This window comes from Crossiella sp. SN42 (assembly GCF_023897065.1).
Classification (GTDB): Bacteria; Actinomycetota; Actinomycetes; order Mycobacteriales; family Pseudonocardiaceae; genus Crossiella.
Genome location: NZ_JAMHIV010000021.1, coordinates 126,562 through 150,081 on the forward strand (window position 1 = coordinate 126,562; position 23,520 = coordinate 150,081).

18 protein-coding genes are annotated in these 23,520 nt (G+C 71.8%); 9 read left to right on the forward strand and 9 right to left on the reverse strand.

The features are described from left to right. Nucleotides 1-38 precede the first annotated feature (38 nt). Nucleotides 39-2,852 (forward strand): BTAD domain-containing putative transcriptional regulator, encoded by a 2,814-nt coding sequence (locus M8C13_RS25175; RefSeq protein ID WP_252483149.1) that lies wholly within the window; start codon nucleotides 39-41, stop codon nucleotides 2,850-2,852. After that, the gene (locus M8C13_RS25180) at nucleotides 2,849-5,656 is read left to right on the forward strand and encodes a BTAD domain-containing putative transcriptional regulator (RefSeq protein ID WP_252483150.1); all 2,808 of its coding nucleotides are present in this window, start codon (nucleotides 2,849-2,851) and stop codon (nucleotides 5,654-5,656) included. The genes M8C13_RS25175 and M8C13_RS25180 overlap by 4 nt, the downstream gene beginning before the upstream one ends. Before the next feature lie 481 nt (nucleotides 5,657-6,137). Here M8C13_RS25180 and M8C13_RS25185 read toward each other — a convergent pair whose 3' ends face one another. Continuing rightward, nucleotides 6,138-6,938: an SGNH/GDSL hydrolase family protein gene (locus M8C13_RS25185; protein WP_252483151.1), complete on the reverse strand. Its 801-nt coding sequence runs from the start codon at nucleotides 6,936-6,938 to the stop codon at nucleotides 6,138-6,140. Nucleotides 6,939-7,083: 145 nt separating this feature from the next. Here M8C13_RS25185 and M8C13_RS25190 point away from each other — a divergent pair, with 145 nt between their 5' ends. Then, a complete protein-coding gene (locus M8C13_RS25190; RefSeq protein ID WP_252483152.1) occupies nucleotides 7,084-7,965 on the forward strand; it encodes a hypothetical protein in 882 nt (293 codons plus the stop codon). Between the two features lie 59 nt (nucleotides 7,966-8,024). Here M8C13_RS25190 and M8C13_RS25195 read toward each other — a convergent pair whose 3' ends face one another. The 6 genes from M8C13_RS25195 to M8C13_RS25220 are packed head-to-tail and all read right to left on the reverse strand — an operon-like array spanning nucleotide 8,025 to nucleotide 14,854. Continuing rightward, entirely contained in the window at nucleotides 8,025-9,077 is a 1,053-nt protein-coding gene (locus M8C13_RS25195) for an N-acetylglucosamine kinase (RefSeq protein ID WP_252483153.1), read from the reverse strand. After that, nucleotides 9,074-10,339: a 6-phospho-beta-glucosidase gene (locus M8C13_RS25200; protein WP_252483154.1), complete on the reverse strand. Its 1,266-nt coding sequence runs from the start codon at nucleotides 10,337-10,339 to the stop codon at nucleotides 9,074-9,076. Before M8C13_RS25200 ends, M8C13_RS25195 begins: the two co-directional genes overlap by 4 nt. A 2-nt stretch (nucleotides 10,340-10,341) precedes the next feature. Further along, nucleotides 10,342-11,235: a carbohydrate ABC transporter permease gene (locus M8C13_RS25205; RefSeq protein ID WP_374213140.1), complete on the reverse strand. Its 894-nt coding sequence runs from the start codon at nucleotides 11,233-11,235 to the stop codon at nucleotides 10,342-10,344. After that, nucleotides 11,232-12,218, reverse strand: a complete 987-nt coding sequence (locus M8C13_RS25210; RefSeq protein ID WP_252483155.1) for a carbohydrate ABC transporter permease — start codon at nucleotides 12,216-12,218, stop codon at nucleotides 11,232-11,234. Before M8C13_RS25210 ends, M8C13_RS25205 begins: the two co-directional genes overlap by 4 nt. A 4-nt stretch (nucleotides 12,219-12,222) precedes the next feature. Next, the gene (locus tag M8C13_RS25215; protein WP_252483156.1) at nucleotides 12,223-13,563 is read right to left on the reverse strand and encodes an extracellular solute-binding protein; all 1,341 of its coding nucleotides are present in this window, start codon (nucleotides 13,561-13,563) and stop codon (nucleotides 12,223-12,225) included. A gap of 16 nt (nucleotides 13,564-13,579) precedes the next feature. Further along, nucleotides 13,580-14,854, reverse strand: coding sequence for an ROK family protein (locus M8C13_RS25220; RefSeq protein WP_252483157.1), 1,275 nt, complete (start codon nucleotides 14,852-14,854; stop codon nucleotides 13,580-13,582). A 191-nt stretch (nucleotides 14,855-15,045) separates the two neighbouring features. On the opposite strand from M8C13_RS25220, the gene M8C13_RS25225 reads away from it, so the two are divergent. The 5 genes from M8C13_RS25225 to M8C13_RS25245 all read left to right on the forward strand — a co-directional run bounded on the left by M8C13_RS25225 (nucleotide 15,046) and on the right by M8C13_RS25245 (nucleotide 18,801). After that, nucleotides 15,046-15,723: a DUF3159 domain-containing protein gene (locus M8C13_RS25225; RefSeq protein WP_252483158.1), complete on the forward strand. Its 678-nt coding sequence runs from the start codon at nucleotides 15,046-15,048 to the stop codon at nucleotides 15,721-15,723. Nucleotides 15,724-15,839: 116 nt separating this feature from the next. Continuing rightward, nucleotides 15,840-16,190, forward strand: coding sequence for a hypothetical protein (locus M8C13_RS25230; protein WP_252483159.1), 351 nt, complete (start codon nucleotides 15,840-15,842; stop codon nucleotides 16,188-16,190). After that, nucleotides 16,190-16,798 (forward strand): DUF3558 domain-containing protein, encoded by a 609-nt coding sequence (locus tag M8C13_RS25235; RefSeq protein ID WP_252483160.1) that lies wholly within the window; start codon nucleotides 16,190-16,192, stop codon nucleotides 16,796-16,798. The genes M8C13_RS25230 and M8C13_RS25235 overlap by 1 nt, the downstream gene beginning before the upstream one ends. 8 nt (nucleotides 16,799-16,806) lie before the next feature. Beyond that, entirely contained in the window at nucleotides 16,807-18,018 is a 1,212-nt protein-coding gene (locus tag M8C13_RS25240) for a hypothetical protein (protein WP_252483161.1), read from the forward strand. 9 nt (nucleotides 18,019-18,027) lie between these two features. Then, nucleotides 18,028-18,801 (forward strand): ESX secretion-associated protein EspG, encoded by a 774-nt coding sequence (locus M8C13_RS25245; protein ID WP_252483162.1) that lies wholly within the window; start codon nucleotides 18,028-18,030, stop codon nucleotides 18,799-18,801. Nucleotides 18,802-18,807: 6 nt separating this feature from the next. On the opposite strand, the gene M8C13_RS25250 is transcribed toward M8C13_RS25245, so the two are convergent. Further along, nucleotides 18,808-19,767 (reverse strand): N-acetylglucosamine kinase, encoded by a 960-nt coding sequence (locus tag M8C13_RS25250; RefSeq protein WP_252483213.1) that lies wholly within the window; start codon nucleotides 19,765-19,767, stop codon nucleotides 18,808-18,810. 109 nt (nucleotides 19,768-19,876) lie between these two features. Between M8C13_RS25250 and M8C13_RS25255 the strand changes: the two genes are divergently transcribed. Continuing rightward, nucleotides 19,877-20,488, forward strand: a complete 612-nt coding sequence (locus M8C13_RS25255) for an HAD family phosphatase (protein ID WP_252483163.1) — start codon at nucleotides 19,877-19,879, stop codon at nucleotides 20,486-20,488. Here M8C13_RS25255 and M8C13_RS25260 read toward each other — a convergent pair. Then, the gene (locus M8C13_RS25260; RefSeq protein ID WP_252483164.1) at nucleotides 20,480-23,476 is read right to left on the reverse strand and encodes a S8 family serine peptidase; all 2,997 of its coding nucleotides are present in this window, start codon (nucleotides 23,474-23,476) and stop codon (nucleotides 20,480-20,482) included. The two genes, M8C13_RS25255 and M8C13_RS25260, sit on opposite strands and share 9 nt — an antisense overlap. Between the last annotated feature and the right edge of the window lie 44 nt (nucleotides 23,477-23,520).

Consider the following 23,520-nt stretch of genomic DNA (forward strand, 5'->3'; position numbering starts at 1 on the left):
TTACCCAGGGGACGCCGAAAGGTCGTAACGTGCCCACCGTGCGGCGCGAAGACAAGGTGGCGGAGACCTGCTCGTCAGGGCCGACGACCCAGCGCGTCGAATTCCGTCTGCTGGGGCCGGTGGAGCTCGTCCTGGACGGGGAACCGGTTCCGGTGGGTGGCTCCGGCGTGCGCTGCCTGCTCGCGGCGCTGGTGGCGGAACCGGGACAGGTGGTCAGCGCGGAACGAATCACCGAGGTGCTGTGGGACGGACGGCCCCCGGCGACCGCGCGCACCATCGTGCAGGGCTACGTCTCCCGGCTCCGCAAGCTTTTCACCGAGCTGGCGCTGCCTGTGTCCTTGGACACGCGGGCGCCCGGCTACCTGCTCCGGATGGACCCGGACCTGGTCGACGCGCACCGGGCGCGCGGCCTGGCCGCAGCCGCCCGGGACCTGCCGCCCGGCCCGCGCGCCGAGCTGCTCGGCCAGGTGCTCGACCTGTGGCGGGACGAGCCGCTGGCCGGTCTCGGCTCGCCGGTGCTGGCCAGGGAGCTGGCCCCGGAGCTGGTGGAGCTGCGGCTGACCGTGACCGAGGAGCACCTCGGCGCCCAGCTGGCCATGGGCAGGCACGAGGAGACCCTGCCGCGGATCCTCCAGCTGCACGCCGACGAGCCGTTCCGGGAGCGGCTGGCCGAGTACGCGGTGCTCGCGCTCTACCGCTGCGGCCGCCGCACCGAGGCCCTGCGCGCCTACACCGGCTACCAGCAGCGGATCGCCGCGAAGCTCGGCCTCGATCCCCGGCCCGAGCTGCGCGAACTGGCCGAGCGGGTGCGCACCGACGATCCGGCGCTGTGCGTGCAGCAGGCCGAGACCGCCACCGTCCCGCCCGCGCCCACCGAACTGCCCGCGCCCGCGTACGGGTTCACCGGCCGGGCCGCCGAGCAGACCTGGCTGGACGAGCTGGTGACCAGGGCCGAGCAGGCCGGGGAGTCCGCGGTCGGCGTGCTGGCCGGCGCCGGCGGCATCGGCAAGACCGCGCTCGCGCTGACCTGGGCCCGCCGGACCGCGAGCCGGTTCCGGGACGGGGTGCTCTTCGGCGCGCTGCGCGGCTTCGACCCCGAGCACCCGCCCGCCGAGACCGCCGAGCTGCTCCGGCAGTTCCTGCTGGAGCTGGGCCTGGCCCCCGGCGCGGTGCCGGTGCCCTTCGACGAACGCCTGGCGCTGTACCGCTCGATGCTGGCCGGGCGGCGGGTGCTGGTCCTGCTGGACGACGCCCGCGACTCCGAGCAGGTCCGCCCGCTGCTGCCGCCCGGCGGCGGCTCGCTGGCCCTGATCACCAGCAGGCGGCGGCTGGACGGCCTGGTGGTCAGCCACGGCGCGGGCATCCACACCCTGGGCACGCTGCCCCGCGCCGAGGGCGTCGCGCTGCTGGGGCGTGCGGGCCAGGCCGACCCGGCGGTGCTGGACGAGCTGGCCGCGCTGTGCGGGGACCTGCCGCTGGCGCTGCGGGTGGTCGCCGCCCGGCTGGCCGCCGCGGGCGACCCCGCCAAGCTGGCCGCCGAGCTGCGCGACGAGCAGCACCGGCTGGCCGGGCTGGAGGAGGAGGGCTCCTCGGTGCGCGGCGCCTTCGACATCTCCTACCGGGACCTCGCGCCGGAACCGGCCGCGGTGTTCCGCCTGCTCGGCCTGCACCCCGGCCCGGTGCTCACCCCCGACCTGGTGGCCGCGCTGGCCGGCACCACCCCGGCCGCGGCCCGGCGGGCGCTGCGCGCGCTCACCGCCGCGCACCTGCTGACCGAGTGGCGGCGGGACCGCTTCGCCCTGCACGACCTCATCCGGCTGCACGCCCGCGAGCTGGCCCGCACCGAGCTCAGCGAGGCCACCCGGCGAGCGGCCCAGCGGCGGCTCATCCACCACTACTGGCGCTGGTGCGCGCACGCCGCGGTGAAGTTCAGCCCGGCCACCCACGGTTTTGGCCTGCCGCCCGGCGAGGCGGCCGACCCGGTGCCGGACTGGGGCGCGGAGGAGGCGCTGCGCTGGTTCGAGGCGGAACGGGCCAACGCGGTCGCGGTCATCCGGCTGGCCAAGGAAGAGGGCTTCCCCCGGGAGACCTGGCTGCTGGCCAGGCCGGTGTCGATGTACCTGGCGATGCGCGACCGGGTGGAGGACTGGATCAGCGTGAACGAGCTCGGCCTGGCCGCGGCCACCGCCGCCGGTGAGGGCGCTGGCGTGGCCATGATGCTCAACGGGCTCGGCGCGGCCTCGCACCGGCTGGGCCGCGAGGAGGAGTCCCTGCGCTACTACCAGGAGTCGCTGGCCGCGGCCACCGAGGCCGGTGACCGGCAGGCCGCCGCCCGCGCCGCCACCAACGTGGCTGGCGCGCTGGCCTGGCTGCGCCGCACCGAACAGGCCGAGGCGGCCGCCGCGGAGGCGATCCGGCGCAACCAGGAGATCGGCGACCGGCACTCCGAGTCCGCGATCAACAACACCCTCGGCGTGCTGGCCCTGGACTCCGGCAGGCCGGAGCGGGCCGAGGCCTACTTCCAGCGGGCGGTGGCCATCGACGAGGAGATCGGCGACGACGGCTTCCGGGCCACCGCGCTGAACAACCTGGGCCGGGCGAGGCTGGCCCGCGGCGAGATCGACGGCGCGGCCGCGGCCAACCGGCAGGCCCTCGCACTGGCCATCAGCCACGGCATGAACCGGCAGGAGGCCTTCGCCAGGCGCGGACTCGGCGACGTCGCCTTCGCCACCGGGGACATCCTGGCCGCGGCCACCCAGTGGCGGCGGGCGCTGGAGATCCTGGCCGCCTTCGACCGTGGTGAGGCCGAGACCGTGCGCACCAGGCTGGCCACCCTGGAGGCCGGCCGGTGAACCAGGAGACGTTGCCGCCCTTGGAGTTCCGCGTGCTCGGCCCGGTCGAGCTGGTGGTCGGCGGCACCCCGCTGGCGATGGGCAGGGCGGGCGCGCGCTGCCTGCTGGCGCTGCTCGCGCTGGAGGTCAACCAGGTCGTCGGGCACGACCGGATCCAGGCCACGCTGTGGGAGGACGAGCCGCCGCCGACCGCGCGCACCGTGGTGCACGGGCACGTCTCCCGGCTGCGCAGGGTGCTCACCGAGGCCGACCCCGGCGGCTCGGTCACCCTGATCACGCACGCCTCCGGCTACCTGCTGCGCGCCGACCCCCGGCTGGTCGACTTGCACCGGGCCAGGGCGCTGCTCAGCGCCGCCCGCGGCGAGCCGGCCGCGCGCAGGCGGGAGCTGCTCAGCGAGGCGGTCAAGCTCTGGCGCGGCCCGGTGCTCAGCGATGTGCCCTCCTCCCAGGTGCTGCGCGATGTCGCGCCCGAGCTGGAGGAGCTGCGGCTGGTCGCGGTGGAGGAGTGGATCCAGGCCGAGCTGGACCTCGGCCGGCACGGCGAGGTGGTCGTGGAGCTCCAGCGGCTGGTCGCCGAGCAGCCGTTCCGGGAGCGGCTGGTCGGGCAGCTGGTGCTGGCGCTCTACCGCAGCGGGCGGCGGGCCGACGCGCTCGGCGCCTACCAGTCCTTCCGGGTCCGGCTGGTGGACGAGCTGGGCATCGACCCCGGCCCCACCCTGCAGGAGCTGCACCGCCAGGTGCTCACCGACGAGCTCGCGCCCGACCCGGCCGCCCAGCGCCCGGTCTCGCCGCCCTCGGCGCTGCCCAGCGTGCCGGTGCAGCTGCCGCCCGCGCCCGCCGGGTTCACCGGCCGCAACGCCGAGCTGGCCTGGCTGAACCGGCTGGTCGGCATGGCCGACGGCCCGCGGATCGCGGTGCTGGCCGGCACCGCCGGGGTGGGCAAGAGCGCGCTCGCGCTGACCTGGGCGCAGCGGGCCGCCGCCGAGTTCCCGGACGGCCAGCTCTACGCCTCGCTGCGCGGGTTCGACCCCGAGCACGCGCCAGTGGACCCGGCCGAGGTGCTGCGGCACTTCCTGGTCGCCCTCGGCGTGCGGCCGGAGTCGGTGCCCGCGGAGTTCGACGAGCGGCTGGCGCTCTACCGCTCCACCATCGCCGGGCGGCGGATGCTGGTGCTGCTCGACGACGCGCACGACTCCGACCAGGTGCGCCCGCTGCTACCCACCAGCGGCGCGTTCACCGTGGTGACCAGCAGGCGGCGGCTGGACGGGCTGGTGGTGACCAACGGGGCCAGGGTGCTGCCGCTGGACACGCTGTCCATGGCCGACACCGTGCAGCTGATCAACCGGGTGGCCGGCGAGCGGCACTCCGAGCACGACCTGGCCCAGGTGCGGCGGCTGGCCGAGCTGTGCGGCAACCTGCCGCTGGCGCTGCGGATCGCCGCCGCCCGGCTCGCGGTCAACCCCGAACGCGAGGTCGGCGACCTGGTGGAGGAGCTGGCCGACGAGCACGAGCGGCTGGCCGCGCTGGACGTGGAGGAGACCGACACCTCGGTGCGCGGCGCCTTCGACCTGTCCTACCGCGACCTGCCGCCCCCGCACGCCAGCGTGTTCCGGCTGCTCGGCGGGCACCCCGGCCGGGACGTCTCGCCGTACCTGATGGCCACCATGGCCGAGGTCGGGGTGGCCCAGGCCCGGCGCTCGCTGCGCGCGCTGGCCGCCGCGCACCTGGTGATCGAACACGAGGTCGACCGGTTCTCCATGCACGACCTGATGCGGCTGTACGCCAGGGCGTTGTTCCGCAACGAGACCGAGGAGAAGGAGCGGGACAGCGCGCTGCGCGGCCTGCTCGACTACTACCTGGTGGTGGCCGACCGCGCGCGCAGGCTGATGCGGCCCATCCTGGACGACCTGCGCCCCGGCCTGACCCGCCCGCACGTGCGGCAGCCGACCCTCAACGACCGGCAGCAGGCGCTGGCCTTCTTCGACGCCGAATGGGCCAACCTGACCTCGGTGGTGGTGCTCGCCGAGGAGTCCGGCCAGCACGAGGCCGCCTGGCAGCTGCCCACCATGCTCAACCCGTACCTGGACGCGCGGTTCCCCTGGGAGGACGCGGTCAAGGTCAACCTGATCGGCCTGGAAGCGGCCAGGCTGCTGGGCAACCGGTGGGGCGAGGTGCGCATCCACACCGCGCTGGGCATGATCCACGGCAGGCGCGGGCTGCCCGAGCTGTCCCTGCACCACGACTCCACCGCCTACCGGATCGCCGAGGAGATCGGCGACCTGGCCTCGCTGGCGCTGCTGTCCAGCAACATGACCCAGTACCTGTACGAGACCGGCCGCAAGGACGAGGCGGTCGAGTCCTGCCGCCGGGCGATCGAGCTGAGCAGGCGGATCGGCAACTTCTTCGTGCTGCCCATCGCGCTGACCAACATGGCCGAGATCGCCATCCGGCACCGCGACCACGAACAGGCCCTGGTGCACCTGCGCGAAGCCCTCGACATCTACCGCGACTCCAACAACAACGACCGGATGGCCATCGTGCTCGGCGGCATGGGCGACGTCAGCCGGGACCTCGGCCGCCTGGACGAGGCCGAGCGGTACTACCGGGACGCGGTGGCCGCGGCCGAGGCCGCCGGTTCCAAACCGCAGGAAGCCCGGATGCTGATGGAGTTCGGCGAGGTGCTCGTCTCCCGCGGGGACCCCAGCGGGGCCAGGGTGGTCTGGCAACGCTCGCTGGAGCTCTACGAGGTGCTGCGACTGCCCGAGCTGGAGGTGCTGCGGGACCGGCTGGCCCAGCTCGGCTGAGGTGTTTTGTGGCCAATGCTGGGAAAACGCTGGTACGCGGCCGTCTCAGACGGCACACTGGAGGCTGCCCGCCAAGCCCCGCTGATCTCGTTTAGTTCGCGGTTAGGCTCCGTCAAGCGGGCCGTGGAATTCTCTGTGCTGTCGGTGGTTGGTTCGCGCTGCACCAGCGACATGGCGGCACTGGGGGAGCCTTCTGGGGGAGGTTCGTCGCCCACTTGGTCACACCCGGCATCCGCGTCCCCGGATGCCGGGTGTGATTGGTTTTTGGGGCTGTCACATTGGCGTGCTCCGCACGCGGGATTTTTCGCTCTTGGAGTCGTGCGTTCGTGCCCTCGCCACACCCCCGAAGCAAGCTTCGGTGTGTCGAGGGCACGAACGCACGACGCGAAAAAACCAAACCCACCGCTGGGTTCAGAGCCCGGCGTGTCGCTGGCGCGCCACGCCTCTTTCGCGACAGGTCAGCCGTTTGTTGGGGTGTCGCTCAGGCCTTTTCGCAGAGTTCTGCCAGTTCTGGGCGCTTGGGCTCGATGCCGTCGGCGGAGGACCTGCCGGCCAGTCTGCGGCCGAGCCAGGGCACGAAGTGTTGCCTGGCCCATTTGATGTCGGCGCGGCGGAGGGTGAGCCAGTCCGGTGGGTTGGCGGGGGGCCAGGGTTCGGACCAGTTGGCGGTGACCGGGATGCCGAGTTCGGCGCAGGCGCGGAGGGCGACTCGCTCGTGGCCTTCGGGGGACAGGTGCAGGCGGTCTTCGCTCCAGGCGCGGGGGTCGTGCAGGACCGCCATTGACCAGAGGTCGACTACGTAGCAGTTGTGGCGGTCGGCGATGGCGCGGAGGTGGGCGTTGTAGGTGGCTACCTTGCCGCGGACGCGGCGCATGATGGGCACGTCCTTGGTGTCGAAGCCGGTGCAGATGACCACGTCGGCGCCGGCCGCGCGGAGCTGGGCGGTGGCCGCCTCGAACTCCACGGCCAGGGCGTCCGGGTCGCTGCCTGGGCGCAGGATGTCGTTGCCGCCTGCACAGAACGTGACCAGTTCCGGTTGCAGGGCCACCGCCACCGGCAGTTGCTCCTCGATGATCTGGCCGAGCAGTTTGCCCCGGATCGCGAGGTTCGCGTAGCGCAGGTGCGGGCGGGCCGTGGCCAGGTGACCGGCCAGACGGTCTGCCCAGCCACGGAAACTGCCGTCCGGCAACGGGTCGTCGAGGCCCTCGGTGAAGCTGTCGCCCAGCGCGGCGTAGGACCCCCAGAGGCCCGGCACGGCCTCCTCTTCTAGCGGCTTCTCCATCCGGCCAGCATGACAAGCGGAGCGCGACCTACGCTACCGTCAGTTACGATGGCGAAGGTTACTCGCCAGTAACTGTGGAAAGTCATCGGATGTCCGACCGAAAGTATGAGCCGAATGCCACGTGATTCTCGCAACACTTCGGGCCATGCGTCGTGTTGTGATCGGGTCTTTGGCGGTGCTGCTGCTGGCGGCTCCGGCCGCGCAGGCCGCTCCGCAGGGGTGGCAACAGGTCGGCTCGGACATCCTCTCCGGGGTCAGCGGGGCCACCGTGCTGGCCCGCGGTGACGGGCGGGTCGAGTCGCTCATCGTGCGCGACAACAAGAAGCCGGGGCAGAACCGGATCGCCAGGGTGGTGCAGGCCGACGGGAAGAAGCCGGTGGTCCAGCCGCTGGAGTGGCGCGGTGAGCTGCCGGTGGACCTGGAGTCGATCGAGCCCGTGCCGGGGCGGGCAGGCGAGTTCATCACGCTGGCCAGCAAGGGCAAGGGTTTCCTGATCAAGCTCGGCGCCGGCGAGGCGTCCGTGCGGCAGACCTTCCAGGTGCCGGCGGGCCAGGCCGGTGACGACTACGAGAGCTTCGCGCTGGCCGCCGCGGGCGGCAGGACGATCGCGCTGTGGGCGGACCGGGGCCTGGACAGCAGGCCGGCCACGCTCTACGCGGCCGAGTTCGACCTGGCGAAGCTGACCTTCGGTCCGGTGAGGTCCTCGGCGGTCCGGGTGCCCTACCCGAGGAAGAACGTGCGGCACATGTCCGACCTGGACGTGCTGCCCGACGGCGAGCTGGTCATCTCGGCCGCCTCGGACATCGGGGACGACGGTCCGTTCGACTCCGCGACCTACTCGGCGGGCCGGGTGAGCGCGGGGGCGAACGGGGTGGCGCTGGAGGTCCGGAAGGAGCCGAGGCGGATCGGCACCTTCACCGGGCGCAAGATCGAGGCGCTGACCTGCCTGGACGCCAGGTGCGAGGAGATGTTGCTGGGCACCGATGACGAGAACAAGGGCGGCGCGCTGCGCCTCGCCACCAGGTGAGCCCGCTCCGGTGGAAACCGCGGTGGTCCCGGCGCAGGGGCCGGGACCGCCGCGGGAACTCACACCGCGGCCGCTTCCTCCGCGCCACCGTCCACTGGAGCGCTCTCATCCTTGGCTGGGGCCAGGAAACCGGCCCGCAGCCGGGTTTCCGCTGCCCGGTCCGCGCCGAGCACGTCCAGCCCGGCCAGTGCCGCGCCGACCACCGGCGGCGGGTCCACCACGATGATCTCGGCCAGCGGGGCGACCGCCCGGCAGCGCTTGGCCACCTGCTCGATCACGGCGGGACCGACGCCGGTGAGCACCCCGCCGCCGAGCACCACGTGCACCGGCTCGGCGGTGAGGTCGAGCTGCCGCAGGCTGACCGTGGCCAGCACGCTGACCTCGTCGATCAGCCGGTCCACCACCTGCTGGGCCACCGCGTCGCCCTGCCCGGCCACCCGGAACAGCAGCGGGGACAGCTCGTGCAGCACGTCCTCGGACAGCTCGCCGAAGTGCAGCCGCTCGATCAGCTCCAGCAGGGTGGGCACCGCGAAGTGCTCGCGGATGGCGGGCAGCAGCGCGGTGGGCTCGCCGCGGCCGTCCTCGGCCCGCACCGCCAGCCACAGCGCCTCGCTGCCCAGGTGCGCGCCGCCGCCCCAGTCGCCGGAGATCCGGCCCAGCGCCGGGAAGCGGTGCACCCGGCCGTCCGGGGCCACCCCGACGCCGTTGATGCCCGCGCCGCAGACCACCGCCACGCCCGCGCCGGTGGGACTGCCCGCGCGCAGCAGGGCGAAGGTGTCGTTGGCCACCGTGGTGGTGGCCGACCAGCCGCGCGCGGTGATCGCCTCCTGGAGGAACTGCTCCTCCTTGGGCAGGTCCGCGCCCGCCAGGTAGGCCGAGGTGTGCGCGGCGAAGGGAGCCGTGCCGGCGTAGCCCGCCTGCCGGGCGGCCTCGACGATCAGGCTCTCGAAGGTGTCCAGGCCCCGCTGCATGCCCACCGTCTGCGGCGGCGAGCCGATGCCGCGGACCCGGGACAGCACCTCGCCGTCCCTGGCCACCAGCATCACATCGGTCTTGCTGTTGCCGCCGTCGATGGCCAGGACGAGATCGCTGACCTCGGGTCTCCCGCTCATGCCTTCGCCCACGGCAGCAGGTCGGCGTTCTCCGCGACGAGCTGGTCGGCCAGCTTCTCCGCGATGCTCCACTGGCCGATCAGCGGGTGCGCGAGCAGCGCGTTGGCCACCCGGTCCCGGCCGCCGTGCAGCGCGGCCTCCAGGGCCAGGTACTCGTAGGCGGTGACGTGGCTGATCAGGCCCGAGTACTCGGGCTCGACCGGCTTGACCGGCAACGGCTTCGCGCCGTTGCGGTCCACAATGGACGGAACCTCGATCACCGCGTCGTCCGGCAGGAACGACAGCGTGCCGTTGTTCGGCACGTTGATCACGTGCTCCTCGCCCTGCTCGCCGCCGGTGAGCGCGTGCACCAGCTGGACCGCGGCCTCGGAGTAGTAGGCGCCGCCGCGCTGGGACAGCGCCTCCGGCTTGGTCACCACCGCGGGATCGGCGTAGACGCCCATCAGCTCCTTCTCCACCAGGCTGACCACCTCCGCGCGCGGCGGCTCGGTGCGCTGCTTGGCCACCACCTCGTCGTGGCTGTAGAAGTACTTGAGGTAGTAGGAGGGCACCACGCCCATCCGCCGCATCAGCTCGGCGGGCAGCCCGATGTGCTCGGCCACGTCCTCGCCGAACTCCGAGAGCAGCCTCGGCAGCACGTCCACGCCGTCCACCAGCACCTCGCGCTCCCAGGTCAGGTGGTTGAGGCCAATGTGGCCCAGCCGCACCTGTTCCGGGGCCGCGCCGAGCAGCTTGCCGACGTAGCGCTGGAAGCCGATGGCCACGTTGCACAGGCCGACCGCCCGGAAACCGGCCTGCACCAAGGCTCTGGTGACGATGCCGACCGGGTTGGTGAAGTTGACGATCCAGGTGTCCGGCCCGGTGACCTTGCGCACCCGCTCGGCGATGTCGAGCACCACCGGGACCGTGCGCAGCGCCTTGGCCAGACCGCCCGCTCCGGTGGTCTCCTGCCCGACGCAGCCGCATTCCAGCGGGAAGGTCTCATCCGAGCGGCGGGCCTCCTGCCCGCCGACGCGCAGCTGCAGCAGCACCGCGGCCGCGCCCTCGGCGCCGGACTCCAGGTCCGTGGTGGTGCGGACCCTGGCCGGGTGTCCCGCGTGGTCGAGCAACCGCTGGCTGAACTCGCCGATCACCGCGAGCCGGTGCTCGTCCGGGTCGACCAGCACGATCTCGTCCACCGCAAGGCTGGTTCTGCGCCCGGCGATCCCGTCGATCAGCTCAGGGGTGTAGGTGGAGCCGCCTCCGACGACGGTGAGCTTCATCGTTAACCCTTAACTCCGGTGAAGGTGATCCCTCGGACGAAGGACTTCTGCGCGAACAGGAACAGCACGATGGCGGGAACCATGATCAGCGCCGTGGCGGCCATCATCAGGTTCCACTCCACGGCGTGCTGGCCCCGGAACGAGGCCAGTGACAACGACAGCGGCCAGTTGGCCTTGTTCTCCCCGGTGTAGATCAGCGGACCGAAGAAGTCGTTCCAGGTGTAGAGGAAGCAGAACAGCCCGGTGGCCGCGATTCCCGGGCGGGACATCGGGATGAGCACCCGCAGCACGGCGGTGAACTCGTTGCAGCCGTCGATCTTGGCCGAGTCGATGTAGTCCTGCGGGATGGTCAGGAAGAACTGGCGCAGCAGGAACACGCTGAAGGCGTCGAAGAGGAAGTACGGCACGATCAGCGGCCACAGCGTGCCGGTCAGGCCGAACTTGACCCACATGTCGTACAGCGGCACCGCCACCACCTGCGGCGGCAGCATCATCGCGGCCACCACCAGCAGGAAGACCCCGTTGCGGCCCTTCCACTTCAGCCTGGCCAGCGCGTAGGCCGCCGGGATCGCCGAGAGCAGCATGCCCGCGGTGGCCAGCAGCGAGTACATCAGGCTGTTGAGCGTGTACTCCAGCAGCGGCGCCTTCTCGAACACCCGGAAGAAGTTCTCCGGGTGCCAGGACTCCGGCCACAGGCTGGAGGACAGCGCCTGGCTGTCGGACATGAACGCGGTGAGGAAGACGAACACGATCGGCAGCGAGAAGGCCAGCGCCAGCGCGATGCCGATGCTGTGCGTGGCGATCCAGTACAACGTCTTCTGCCAGGAGCCACTGGGCTTCCGCTTCGGCGGGGGCCTGCGGCGGGTGGCAGGGCGTGTTGCGGTCGCGGTGGTCACGAGCCCTCCTCGACGTGCGAGGCCCGACGCATCTGCCGCACCAGCAGCGCGGTGAAGGCGAAGGAGACGATGAACAGCAGGGTCGCCATGGCCGCCGCGTAACCCATGTTGAAGTAGCGGAAGCCCTGGACGTAGAGCCAGACCGGGAAGGTCAGGGTGGAGTTCTGCGGGAAGCCGATGTCCTTGGCGTTGCCCGCGACCTCGGCCGAACCGGAGGCCACCGAACCGGCCACCACGGCCTGGGTGAAGAACTGCAGGGCGAAGATCACCGAGTTCACCACGCCGAACATCAGCACCGGTGAGATCGACGGCAGCGTGATGTAGAAGAACTTGCGGACCGGTCCGGCGCCGTCGATCTCGGCCGCCTCGTACTGCTCCTGCGGCACGTCCAGCAGGGCGGCCAGCAGGATGATCATCAGCTCGCCGGAGCCCCACAGCGCCAGGATGGTCAGCGCGGGCTTGGCCATCTCCGGGTCGGAGAACCACAGCCCGCCGTCGACGCCGAGGAACTTGAGGAACTTGTTGATCGGCCCGAACTCGGGGTTGAACAGGAAGACGAAGGTGATCGTGGCCGCCACCGGCGGGGCCAGCGAGGGCAGGTAGCACAGGGTGCGGACCAGGCCGACCCCGCTCTTGAGCCGCGAGATCACCATGGCCGTGCCGAGCGCGAAGACCACCCGGCAGGTGGTCAGGATGACGACCAGCCAGAGCGTGTTCCACACCGCGACGCCCACCAGCGGCTCGCTGGTGAACATCCGGATGTAGTTGCCGAAGCCCAGCCACTCCGGTGCGTTGATCAGGTCGTACCTGGTGAAGGAGAAGTAGATGGTGGCGATCAGCGGGTAGCCGAAGAACACCGCGAACCCGATGATCGCCGGGGACATGAAGCCCAGGACGGTCAGGAAGTTCCGGCGCCGCCGCCCGGCCCGCCCCTTGCTGGGGACGGGCCGGGCGGCGCTCGCGCGCTCAAGCGTGGCGGTCATGGAACTACTTACCGGCCTTCTGTGCCAGCGCGTCGTCGACCTGCGCGTCGACCTTCTTCAGCTCGGCCGCGATGTCGGTCACCTTGCCGGACTGCCACTTCTCGGCGAAGTCGTTGACCGCCTTGAGGTGCGCGTCGCCGATCGGGGTGGCCGGGTTGGACCAGAGCTTGCCGGAGCCGAAGATGTCCAGGAACGTCTTGAACTGCGGGGTGACCTCCAGCTTCGGGTCCTTCATGGAAGCCTCGGTGGTCGGGATGTTCTTGATCGCGTTGGACAGCTGCACCAGCGTGTCGGTGTCCAGCGACATCTGCTTGACCAGCTCCCAGGAGGCGCCGGGGTTCTTCACGCCCTTGGGGATGCCGATGATGGTGCCGGTGGCGAAACCGCCGCCGTAGAGCTCGGGCTTGCTGGGCGTCACCGGCGCGGGCGCGGTGCCGTAGTTGATGTCCTTGGCGTCACTGGCCAGGAAGGCGGTGCGGTACTCGCCGTCGAGCATCATGGCGAGCTTGCCCTTCTGGAAGGCGTGGTCGGCCGAGTACTCCTGGCCGAGGCCCGCCCGGAACTTCTCGATCTTGTCGTAGCCGTAGAAGTCGACCAGCTTCTTCTGGAACTCGAAGAGCTCCTTCCACTCCGGGCTGCCGGCCAGGTTGGACTTGCCGTCGGCGCCGAGGTAGCGGGCGCCGAACATCGGCGTCCAGTTCTGCGCCTGGTTGCGGTAGTGCGGGATCAGCGGCATGAAGCCGGCGACCTTGATCGAGCCGTCCTCGTTGAACTCGGTCAGCTTCTTGGTCGCCTCAAGCAGCTGGTCAGTCGTCTTCGGCGGCTCGGTCAGGCCCGCCTTGGCGAACATGTCCTTGTTGAAGTAGAAGGCGTAGATGTCGGTGAGCATCGGCATCGAGCACCGGTTGCCCTTGTACTCGGTGTAGTCCCGCACCGCCTTCGGGATGACGTTGAGGTCTGCCTTGTCCCGGTCGATGTAGGGCTGCAGGTTCTGGAAGCTGCCCGAGGAGCAGAACTGCCCGAGGTTGTCGGTGAAGAAGGAGATCGCCACGTCCGGCGGGTTGCCGCCGCGGATCGCGCCGGTGATCTTCTCGTCGTCCTGGGTGCCCTCGTGCTTGATCTCGAAGTTGGGGAACTTGGTCTTGATCCGGTTGAGCGCCTCGGTGACCGCCTTGTACTCGCGGCCCTCGAAGTTGCTGTAGACGGTCAGGGACAGCTTGTCGTCCTTGCCGGGCGCGGCGCCGGGCGCGCCGGTGCCACCGCCACCGCCGCCGGCACAGGCCGAGATGAGCAGCGCGGCTGCCGCCGTGGCGCTGAGCAGGACCGCGCGAGAGGTCTTGCGCATGCGAACTCCTGGGTTTTCAGTGTGGTGTCGGGGAAATGTGTCGAGCGCGCAGCGGGGGCCGTCGGGGGCCCGGTGGTGCTGCACCGGCGGGCTTGCGCAGCCCGCGAAACGGATCGGCTGTGGCGGCGACGAGTCCGAACACCTCTTCCCGCGCCAGGGCGAGCGCCGCGTGCAGTGCGCCGGAGCGCACCGGTTTCCCGGTGACCAACGAGGTGCGCACCGGAGTTCTCGGGGTGACCAGCTGGTGCAGCTCGGCCGCGACCATGGCGCTGAACCGCTCGCCACCGGCCTGCGCCGTCTCACCGGCCAGCAGCACCAGCTGCGGGTCGACCACGCTGACCACCCCGGCCACACCGGTGGCGATGCGCCGGGCCAGGTCGAGCAGGAAGGCCCGGCCGCCGTCGCCCGCCTCCACCGCCTTGCGCAGCGCGATGGCGCCGCTGCGCGCGGCCAGCCCGTGCGCCCTGGCCAGCTTGACCACCGAACCGGTGGCCAGCAGGTCGCCGAGCCGGATGCCCGCGCGGTCCACGCCGGTGTCCGCGGTGGCCCGGTCCGGCACCCGCATGGAGTCGATCTCGCCCGCGCCGCCGGTGGCCCCGCGCAGCAGGTGGCGGTTGATCACCACCGCGGAGCCGAGCCCGGCGCTGATCCAGATCAGCACGAAGTCCCGCACGTCCCCGGCCCGGCCGGAGGTCATCTCCTCCAGCGCGACCAGGTTGACGTCGTTCTCCACCGTCACCGGCACCGAGAGCAGCTCGGTGAGCCTGCCCGGCACGTCGAAGCCCTCCCAGGTGCGCAGGTGCGGGGCGAAGCCGAGGTGCCCGGTGGCCGGGTTGACCCCGCCGGGCGCGCCGATGACCACCTGGCAGAGCCCGCCGGGGTCCACCCCGGCCCGGCCCGCCGCGGCGTTGAGCGCGGCCTGGAAGGCGGCCAGCACGGTGTCCTGGCCGCCGCGGGGCAGCGCGGTGTGGTGCTCGGCCAGCAGCGCGCCGGTGATGTCGGCGATGGCGATGTCCACCCCGCGCGGGGTGAGGTCCACCGCGGCCACGCTGGCCAGCGTGCCGTTGACGGTCCAGAGCTGGGCCCGTGGCCCCCGGCCGCCGCCGCGGAGCCCGGCGCGCACCACCGCGCCCTCGGTCTCCAGTCTTGTCAGCAGTGCGGCGGTTGCCGGTTTCGACAGCCCGATCTGGACCTCCAGCTCGGACCGGGTGAGGGCGCCGTGCCGCAGCAACGCGTCGATGGCCGCGCGATCGTTGATCTCACGCAGCAGGCGCGGGCTACCGGCTCGCATGACCCTCCTGTCTGTTAACTTTCCAGACGATTTCGGGTCACCGTAGTGACCACGCTCACCCGGGTCAACGGTCGGGACTCGTTTGTAACGTTCCTTACCGAACTGGGCAACATCCACTGGTCGGCGGATCGGCTTAGGTTCGCCTCACTTATCGGTGGGATCCGCGGCCGTGATGAGGCAGGCTGGTAGCTGTGGAACCCTCCGCCGACTCCCGCCAGGCCGCCGGTCAGGAATCCCTCGGCGCCCTGCTCGGGGGCCGTGGTGGCGCGGTCGACGCCACCCTGCCCCCGCTGGCCTTCGTGGTCGGCTGGCTGCTCGCCGACGAGTCGATCTGGATCGGTTCGGCGGTCGCGCTGGCCGTCGGCCTGGTCATCGCGACCTACCGGCTGGTCAAGGGCGACCGCCCGCGCGCGGTGCTGCTGGGCATGCTCGGCGTGTGCGCGGCCGCGCTGGTCGCCCTCTACACCGGCCGGGCCGCGGACTTCTTCCTGGTCCAGCTGCTCTCCAACGTGGCGAGCGCGCTGGCCTGGTCGGTCAGCATCGTGATCGGCTGGCCGCTGCTGGGCGTGGTGGTCGGCACCGCGCTCGGCCAGCGCACCCGCTGGCGCCGCGACCCGGACCTGCTGCGCGCCTACCGGCTGGCCAGCTGGGTCTGGGTCGGGCAGTACCTGGTGCGGATCGTGGTGTTCAGCTCGCTGTGGTGGATCAACGCGGTGGTCGCGCTCGGCGTGTCCAGGGTGGCGCTGAGCTGGCCGCTGGTGGCGCTGTGCGTGGCGGTCAGCGGCTGGGTGCTGTTCCGGGTGCTGCCGGGGGATCACCCCGGCATCCGGCATCCCCGGACGCCGGAGCAGACCGCTTCGATCCCCTGATTGGTGCCCCGCCCCGTGGTAATTTGCCAGCGGGGACACGGCCCGTGCGCGACGGGTCACGGAGGGGAACAAAGGGGATGGATCCGAGTAAGGACACCAGTGCGGCTGGTGGCTACATGTACGGCACCAGCAAGCCTGGTGACGGCCGGGCTGAGTTCAAGGTCAACAAAGACAACGTCCTGCAGGCCAGAGCGGCGATCCGGGGTGCGTTGCACAAGCACGGCGAGCAACTACGTGAGCATGTCCGGAACTTCCGCATGAAGCCGTGTGGAACGGACGTCGTCAGCACCGAGGTTGCCGAGGTCTGGAACTGGGTGCTAGATGAGGCACCGGACTCTGACCGTAACAAGATCTTGGATTATCTGAAGATGCTCAACGCACTGGTTGACAACCTCGAGAAGACAGCCAGGTTATATGGCTATACCGATGAGGACATCGCCCGCGGCTTCCCAAGGAATACTGACTGATGCGCACTCGAACCTTGGTCACTCTGGCTGCAGCTGGCCTCCTGGCTTCTGGCTGTTCAACTGGTGGCAACACCCCTGGCGGCACCACTACACCCGCGGGGCTTGGCCTCACGACGACTACCACCACGTCAGTCGCCATCCCGAAGCGACCGCGCGACCTAGCGGCCAACGGTATCCAGGCATGTGATGTGCTCACGCCTGAGCAGAAAGTCAAACTGAAGATAACTGACGCGAAGCCGGGCACTGGCGAACGAGCATCCACGGAGCCTTACTGTGCGTACTTCGTCGACCCGATCGGCAGCACGCTTCACTACGGTTTCAACGTTGCGCCGGTGTCCAACACCAGCCTGGAGTACTGGTTCCAGGGAGTGACGGCGACGGTCAAACTAATCGACGTTGCCGGCTTTCCGGCCGCCAGGGTCAGTTCGAAGAGCGGGACCGGCGGGACCGGCAATCAGTGCGGGATCAACATCGGGATTGCCGACGGCAAGACGCTCGGTGTGGAGGGCAGCCTGATCGAGGCGCCGTTCACTGAAGACCAGATGTGTGACGAGACCGTCAAGGTGGCTGAGGCGGCGTTGGCCACGTTGATTCAGCACAACAAGTAGGGGGAGCCGTGTCCAAGCCGAGGGTGGGGCACCGCAACTGGGACCAGATGACGGTCGAGGAAGCGAAGAAGATCGCTGAGCAGCTCAAGAACGGGCCCGGCATCGGCGGGGTGCAGCAGACGCATCGGGCGCTGACCAACGCTGGGACTGCGCTCAAGGAGCTGGACTTCGACATCCGGATCGCGTTGCAGAAGATCGGGATCGCCTGGAGTGGCGGTGCCGCGGAACTGGCCACCGCGGTGATGGACCGGATGGGCAAGGTCAGTGCGGATGCGGGCAACCGGTCGCAGGCGTCCGGGGCGAGTGTGCAGAACCAGGGGCAGAACTGGGCGGACACCAAGAACAAGGCGCCCAGCGGCGACGATCTCACCAACAAGGCCACCGAGAACTGGTTCGAGCGCAACGTCACCCGGCCGCTCGGCTTCGACACCGACGTCACCGCCAGGGAAGCGCAGATCAAGGAGAAGCTCAAGCAGTTCGGTGAGGCCATGCGCTCCTACGAGAACGGCTCGCGGGACCGGGCCGACACCGGGCATCGGCCATTGCCGGAGATGCCGGTGCTGACCGCCGCCGCGCCGGACGCGCCGCCCCCGCCGCCACCGCCGATCAACCCGGGCATCCGCGACCCCAAGCGGCCTGGGGGCCGTGGTGGCGCGCAGGGGCAGGGCAATCGGACTCAGCCGGGTGGGCAGCCCCCCGGAGGGCAGGGGCAGCTTCCGCCCGGTGTCAGCCCGCCGCCAACTGCTCCGCCGGGGCAGAACCCCGGTCCGATCGACGGCACCCCTCCGGTCTGGGACATCCCGGGTCCGCCGCCGGTGACGCAGCCGGGGCCACAGCCGCCGGTGATCTCCCCGCCGGGCCAGGGTCCTGGTCCGGTTTCCGGGCCGCCTGCCGGCATTGTGTTCGCTCCTGGTGGCCAGGGCGGGACTGGTGGTTCTGGTGGTGCGACCGTGGGTGGTCCTGGGGGCCGGGCTCCCGGAGCAGGAGCTCTCGGTGCTGGAGGCAGTGCGGGTATCGGTTCTGGTGCTGCGGCCGGCGGCCGAGTTGCGGTTAGTGGGCAGCGGCCGGGGTCGCCGGGGTCGCTGTTGCAGCCCGCGGCGCCGACTGGTGGCGCGGCACGGGGCGAGGAGGACAAGGAACACAGCCGGAAGTTCTGGCAGCCCTCCGACGAGCCGTTCGCTGATGATCGATCGGTCGCGCCGCCGGTGATCGGGGAGTAGAGCACCTCTTTGTCGCACAACACAATGCAGTGGACCGAACTGTCCACGGTGGAGTTCGCGCTGCTCTGGGACGCGGAACGGCTCGGCGAGCGGCATCTCGTGCTAGACGTGCCGGGACTCGGGATCGACCCTGAACAGAGCAGCAGGCGCGCCCGTCAAGCATGGCAGACGCTGGAGCGGCGGGGCCTGGCCCGGCGGGAACGGGCTGCCGACGAACTGGCGGACACACTGGGGTTGCTCGCCTATCACCGCAAGGCGGTGGACGGCCGGATCTGGGCGCCGCAACAGCACACCCGGTGCCTGGCCACGGCTCGCGGCGAGGCGGGCGCGCTCGCGGTGTGGCGTGATGACACCGTGTGGTTGAGCCGGATCCGGGGAACGGCGCTCGCTGAAGTTGCGGTGCTGGTCGCCGGTGAGCTGCGACCAGGCACTGGCCGGGCGGTCAGCGTACGGCGCTCGGTGCTGCACGAGGCGGATGCCGCCGCGCCGGCGGATGAGCTGGCGTTCGCCGAGCGGCTGGCCTCGGGCGGGCTGCGCCGGGACGACGCTCGCGTGCTGGCGACCATGCTCAACGGTGTCACCGCGCACGGTCAGTTCGGCGCCGAGGTGCGGCCGGACGGTGGTGCGCGGGTCCGGGCGGACCGGATCGTCGCGTTTCACAGCACCGCCGCCGGCTACTACCTGCGCAATCCGGAGCAGGAATGGACGACGGTCGCGCCTGCTGACAACCGGCTGCTCAGCGACTATCTGCGCCGACTGCTAGCTGGGCTGGAGCCGCGCTGATCGTGCTCACGACCCGCTGAGCTTGCGGTGCAACGCTTGGGCCTGCTCGTCGGTGACCGAGTCCAGCGCGGCCAGCCAGGCCGCCCCGGTGGTGCCGTCCGCGGCCACCCGCACCGGCCCGCCCGCGCGGCTGGTCAGCTCGGCGCGCACCCGGTCGCCGACCGGGGTGGCCGCGGTGACCAGGCTGCCGGTGAGCACCACCGGGCTGGTGTCGCCGGGGTTCCTGGTGGCCAGTGCGGTCTCGGTGAGGTGCGCCGCGCCGCGCTCGACGATGTCGGCCGCCGCCTCATCGGTGGCCGCGTGCGCGCTGACCAGCGGGGCGAACCCGGCCAGCCGGATCGGTGACTCGGCGTTCACCGCGGTGATCAGTGTCCGGCGGGCCTGCACCTGGTCCGGGTCGGGCGCGAGGCCGGCGTGTGCGAAGACCGCGGTGCCCAGGGTGCCCAGCTCGGTCCCGGCCTCCACCCGGCGCAGGGTGGCCCGGACCGCCTCCCGGCCCAGCCAGTAGGCCGAGCCCTCATCGCCCAGCAGCCAGCCGAAGCCGCCCGCGGTGGCCACCATCCGGTGCCCGGAGATGCGGGCCGCGATCGAGCCGGTGCCCGCGACCAGCACGGTGCCCTCGCCGGTGGCCGCGGCGGTGGCGAAGGCCGCCTCGCAGTCGGCGACCACCTTGATCGGGCAGGTCAGGCCGGTGGCGCGGAGGGCGGCCTCGAACAGCGTGCGGACCGAGGGGTCGGCCATCTTGGCCGCCCCGGCGATGCCCAGCACCAGCGCGCCGACCCCGGCCGGGTCGCTGCCGCCGAGGGCCTGGCCGACCGCCTGGGCCACCCTGGCCGCGGCCACCCCCGGCGGGTGCGCGTTCGGGTTGCCGCCCTCGGCCCGGCCGGTGCCCAGGCGGGCGCCGGCGTCGGAGATCAACAGGGCCCGGGTGGTGGTCGCGCCGGTGTCCACGCCGAGGAAGTTCATCGTCACCCGCTCAGATTGATGGCTGGAGTTGTAGATAGTTTTCCGGTTGAGTGGCAAACTGGACAACAATTAACTGAAAAATTCCTGGGGAGGAACAGGGGGCGGCGCCGTGTTCCATCTGGACGTGCCACCACTACTACCGGGGCACCGGAGCTTCGACGCGTTGGTCTTCGATCTCGACGGCACGCTGGTCGACTCGCACGCGGTGCACCGGGCCGCGCTGCGTGAGGTGTTCGCCAGGCACGGGTTGAGTGTGCCCGCCGCGGCCGGTGAACCGGAGGGGATCGCGTTCACCGACTGGGCGGCGCGGCTGGTCGCCCGCGGTTTCCTGCCCAAGGACCTGCCCGTGCGCGAGCTCCAGCAGGAGTGCCAGCGCGCGGTGCTCACCCGGCTGGCCGAGGTGCGCGAGGTGCCCAGGGTGGTCGCGATGGCCCGCTGGGCGCAGGGCCGGGTGCCGACCGCGGTGACCACCAGCTGCAGCCGGGGCACCGCGCAGGCCATCCTGCTGGCCACCGGGCTGCGCGGGCTGTTCGACGTGCTGATCACCCGCGAGCAGGTCATGCGCGGCAAACCGGCCCCCGACCTGTTCCTGCTGGCCGCCACCGTGCTCGGCGCGGTGCCCGCCCGCTGCCTGGTGTTCGAGGACACCGAGAGCGGGCTGTACGCGGCCGGGCGGGCCGGCATGCCCGCGGTGGACATCCGACCGCACCGCTCACGCTGACCCCAGCACCTGCGCGCGCCCGCCACCGGCGTTGTGGTGGTGCAGCACCAGCAGTTCGGGCCACCCGACGGTGTGCTGCTGCAACAGGAGGCTGTTGCCCGGCTGGGCCGCGTAGACCAGCGCCGGTGTGCCGGAGCCCTTGGTGAACACCCTGGGGTGCAAGGGATCGAAGGCCATGGGGGTGCTGATCCGGCCCTCGCCCCACGGGCCCTGGATGCCCGCGGTGTAGGTCAGCGGCGCGGAGTTCGCCTCCGGCGCGATGTTCAGCGCGAGCAGGGACACCGGCAGCACCAGCACATCGCTGTCGTAGAGGTTGGCGTCGGTGTCGCCGCCGAGCCCGTTGAGCGGCTGCACGTCCACGGTCACCGGGCCTTCCGGCACGGTCAGGTCGTCGGTGCGGGCCACCAGCAGGTCGGTGCCGGGCACCCTGGTCGCGATCACCCGGAACTCGGGCTTGTCGTCGCCGGTGGTGCTGATCTCCACGTACGGCGTGACCCTGGCGCCGAGCAGCGTCCACTCCCGCTTGGCGGCCAGGCCGAAGCCGAGCAGGCCGCGGGCGCCTTCCAGCGGGGCGGTGGAGGTCGCGCCCACGTGCCGCAGCTCGCCGCTGGAACTGCCGTGCAGCTCGAACACGCTCGCCAGGGACCGGTAGCCGAGGCTGCCCGCGCCCTGGTTCAGGCCCTCGCCGGTGAACCGCAGCAGCCGCCGCCCCGAGCTGCGCACCAGCTCGATCCCGGTGCGCGCCACCGGTTTTGGCGCGGCGTGCACCGGAACGCGCAGCGCGGGGCCGGTGTCCGGGGTGAGCAGCAGGCGGCCGGAGACATCGGGCAGGAACTGCCGGGGCAGGTCCTCCTGGGTGGCGGCCACGGTGGGATCGGGGTTGCGCCGCAACACCTTTGGCTCCACGTCCAGGGTGACGGTGACCTGCGCCGCGCCGCCCGCCGGGACATTGACCTGCGCGGGCTCGACCCTGATCCGCGCGCCGGGCATGGTGGTGGCCGCCGCGTAGCCGGTACGCACCGTGCGCGCGCCGCCCTTGCTGCGGATGACCACCTTGCGGGACAACGAGATCGGCTGCTCCGCGGGCACCGTGCCGAAGGAGACGCTGACCGACTCCGGCGCGTCCGCGGCGTAGGCGAGCAGCTCGGTCTCCAGCGCGGCCATCGCCTGCACCCGGCCCGCGCCCACCCGCCGCGGACCGGCCACCGCGTTGCCCTGCCGGAGGTCCGCGCCCGCGGTGTTCATCAGCGCGGCCTTGAGCTCGGCCGGGGTGAAGTCCGGCCGCCGCTGCCGCAGCAGCGCGGCCAGTCCGGCCACGTGCGGCGCGGACATCGAGGTGCCGGTCTGCACGGACACCCCGTCACCGGTGCCGCTGGCCGCGGAGGCGATGGTCTCGCCCGGCGCGGCCAGATCCGGCTTCACCGAGGGGAAGTGCACGCCGCGGGCGGAGGTCGGGCTGATCGTGTCGGTCAGCTCCGGCCTGCGCGCGGGCACCGCGTTGCGGCCCTCGGCGGTCAGCCGCACCCGCAGCGTGCCGGCCCGCGCGGCCTCGGCCAGGCCCGCGCCGCCGGTCGCGGTGAACTGGAACACCGGCAGCTCCGGCACCCCGTTGATGCCCACGCTGAAGTCGTCCACAGTGGACGAAAGCAGCACCCCGGCGGCCCCGGCCAGCTGCGCCCAGGTGGCCCTCGGCGCGGAGCCGCAGGCGCGGCGGGTGTCCTCCTCCGCCCAGTCCAGCCAGACCAGCTTGTCCCTGGCCGCCGTGGCCTCGTCGGCGGAGTACTCGCGGCAGCCGTCGGCGTTGCCGGGCAGGGTGACCACCGGGCGGTCCAGGTTGAGCCGGTGGTAGTCGGCGTAGGCCACGCTGAACTGGCCGATCCGTTGTCCGGCAACGGGTTGCGGGGCCAGCACGGTGGCCGCGTCGCGCAGCAGGTAGGCGTCCCTGCTGTTGGCCACGGTGAGCGCGGCCGGGGTGTTGCCGGGGGAGCCGCTGACCCCGTACAGGTCGCCGCCGTTGCCCGCCGAGGCGACCACCAGCGTGCCTGCCGCGGTCAGCTTGCGCACGAACAGCGCCTCCGGGCTGTCCGGATCGCCGAAGTCGCTGCCCAGGGACAGGTTCACCACGTCCAGCCGGTCCGAGGGGTCGCCGTCGCCGTCCGGGTCCAGCGCCCGGTCCAGGGCCGCGGTGACCAGCTCGGTGCCGCCGGTGCAGCCGAAGACCTTGATCGCGTACAGCTTCGCCCGCGGCGCCGCGCCCGGCCCGATCCGCAGGTCGGCCACGTCCGCCGCGGCCGGGTCGGTGACCGGGCTGCCGTCCTTGCGCACGCCGAACCCGGCCGCGCTGCCCGCCACGTGCGTGCCGTGCCCGCCGCAGGACATCGGGTCCGCGTCCGGCTTCGGCGGGATGCCGCGCACCGGGTCGTAGGCGTCCCCGGCCAGGTCGGTGCCGCCGATGACCTTGGCGGTGGGGAACCGGCCGGGGCCGCCGAAGTCGGCGTGCCGGTAGTCGATGCCGTCGTCCACGATGCCGATCCGCACGCCCTCGCCGAGCACGCCCAGCCGCTGCCAGGCGGTGACCGCGCCGGTCAGCGGCCCGGTGCCGGCGTTGGCGCGGAAGTGCCGGGTGGCCGGGCGCACCGAGCGCACCGCGGCGTCCTGCGCCAACTCGCGCAGCGCGGCCGCCTCCGCGCGGACCAGCAGTCCGGCCACCGCGGTGGTCCGGTGCAGCAGCCTGGCCCGGTTGTCCCTGGTCCGCAGCTTGGTGACCAGGTCCTCGCCGCCGCGCGCGCCGGTCAGCTCCAGGAAGGCGGTGACCGGACCGGACTTGCCCGCTAGCGTGGTGTCCGGTCCCATGTCTGGTAGCGCTCCCAGCCGAGGCCCGCCCAGGCCAGGGGCCAGCAGCGGCTCCGAGAGCGCCCCCGCGGGCACGGCACCGCCGGCGCAGAGCAGCGCGGCGAGGCTGAGTAGGGCAAGACTGCGCTTATTCATCCGAGGTGTTCACCGTTCAATTGCTGCTTGGTGGCCATTGGGGC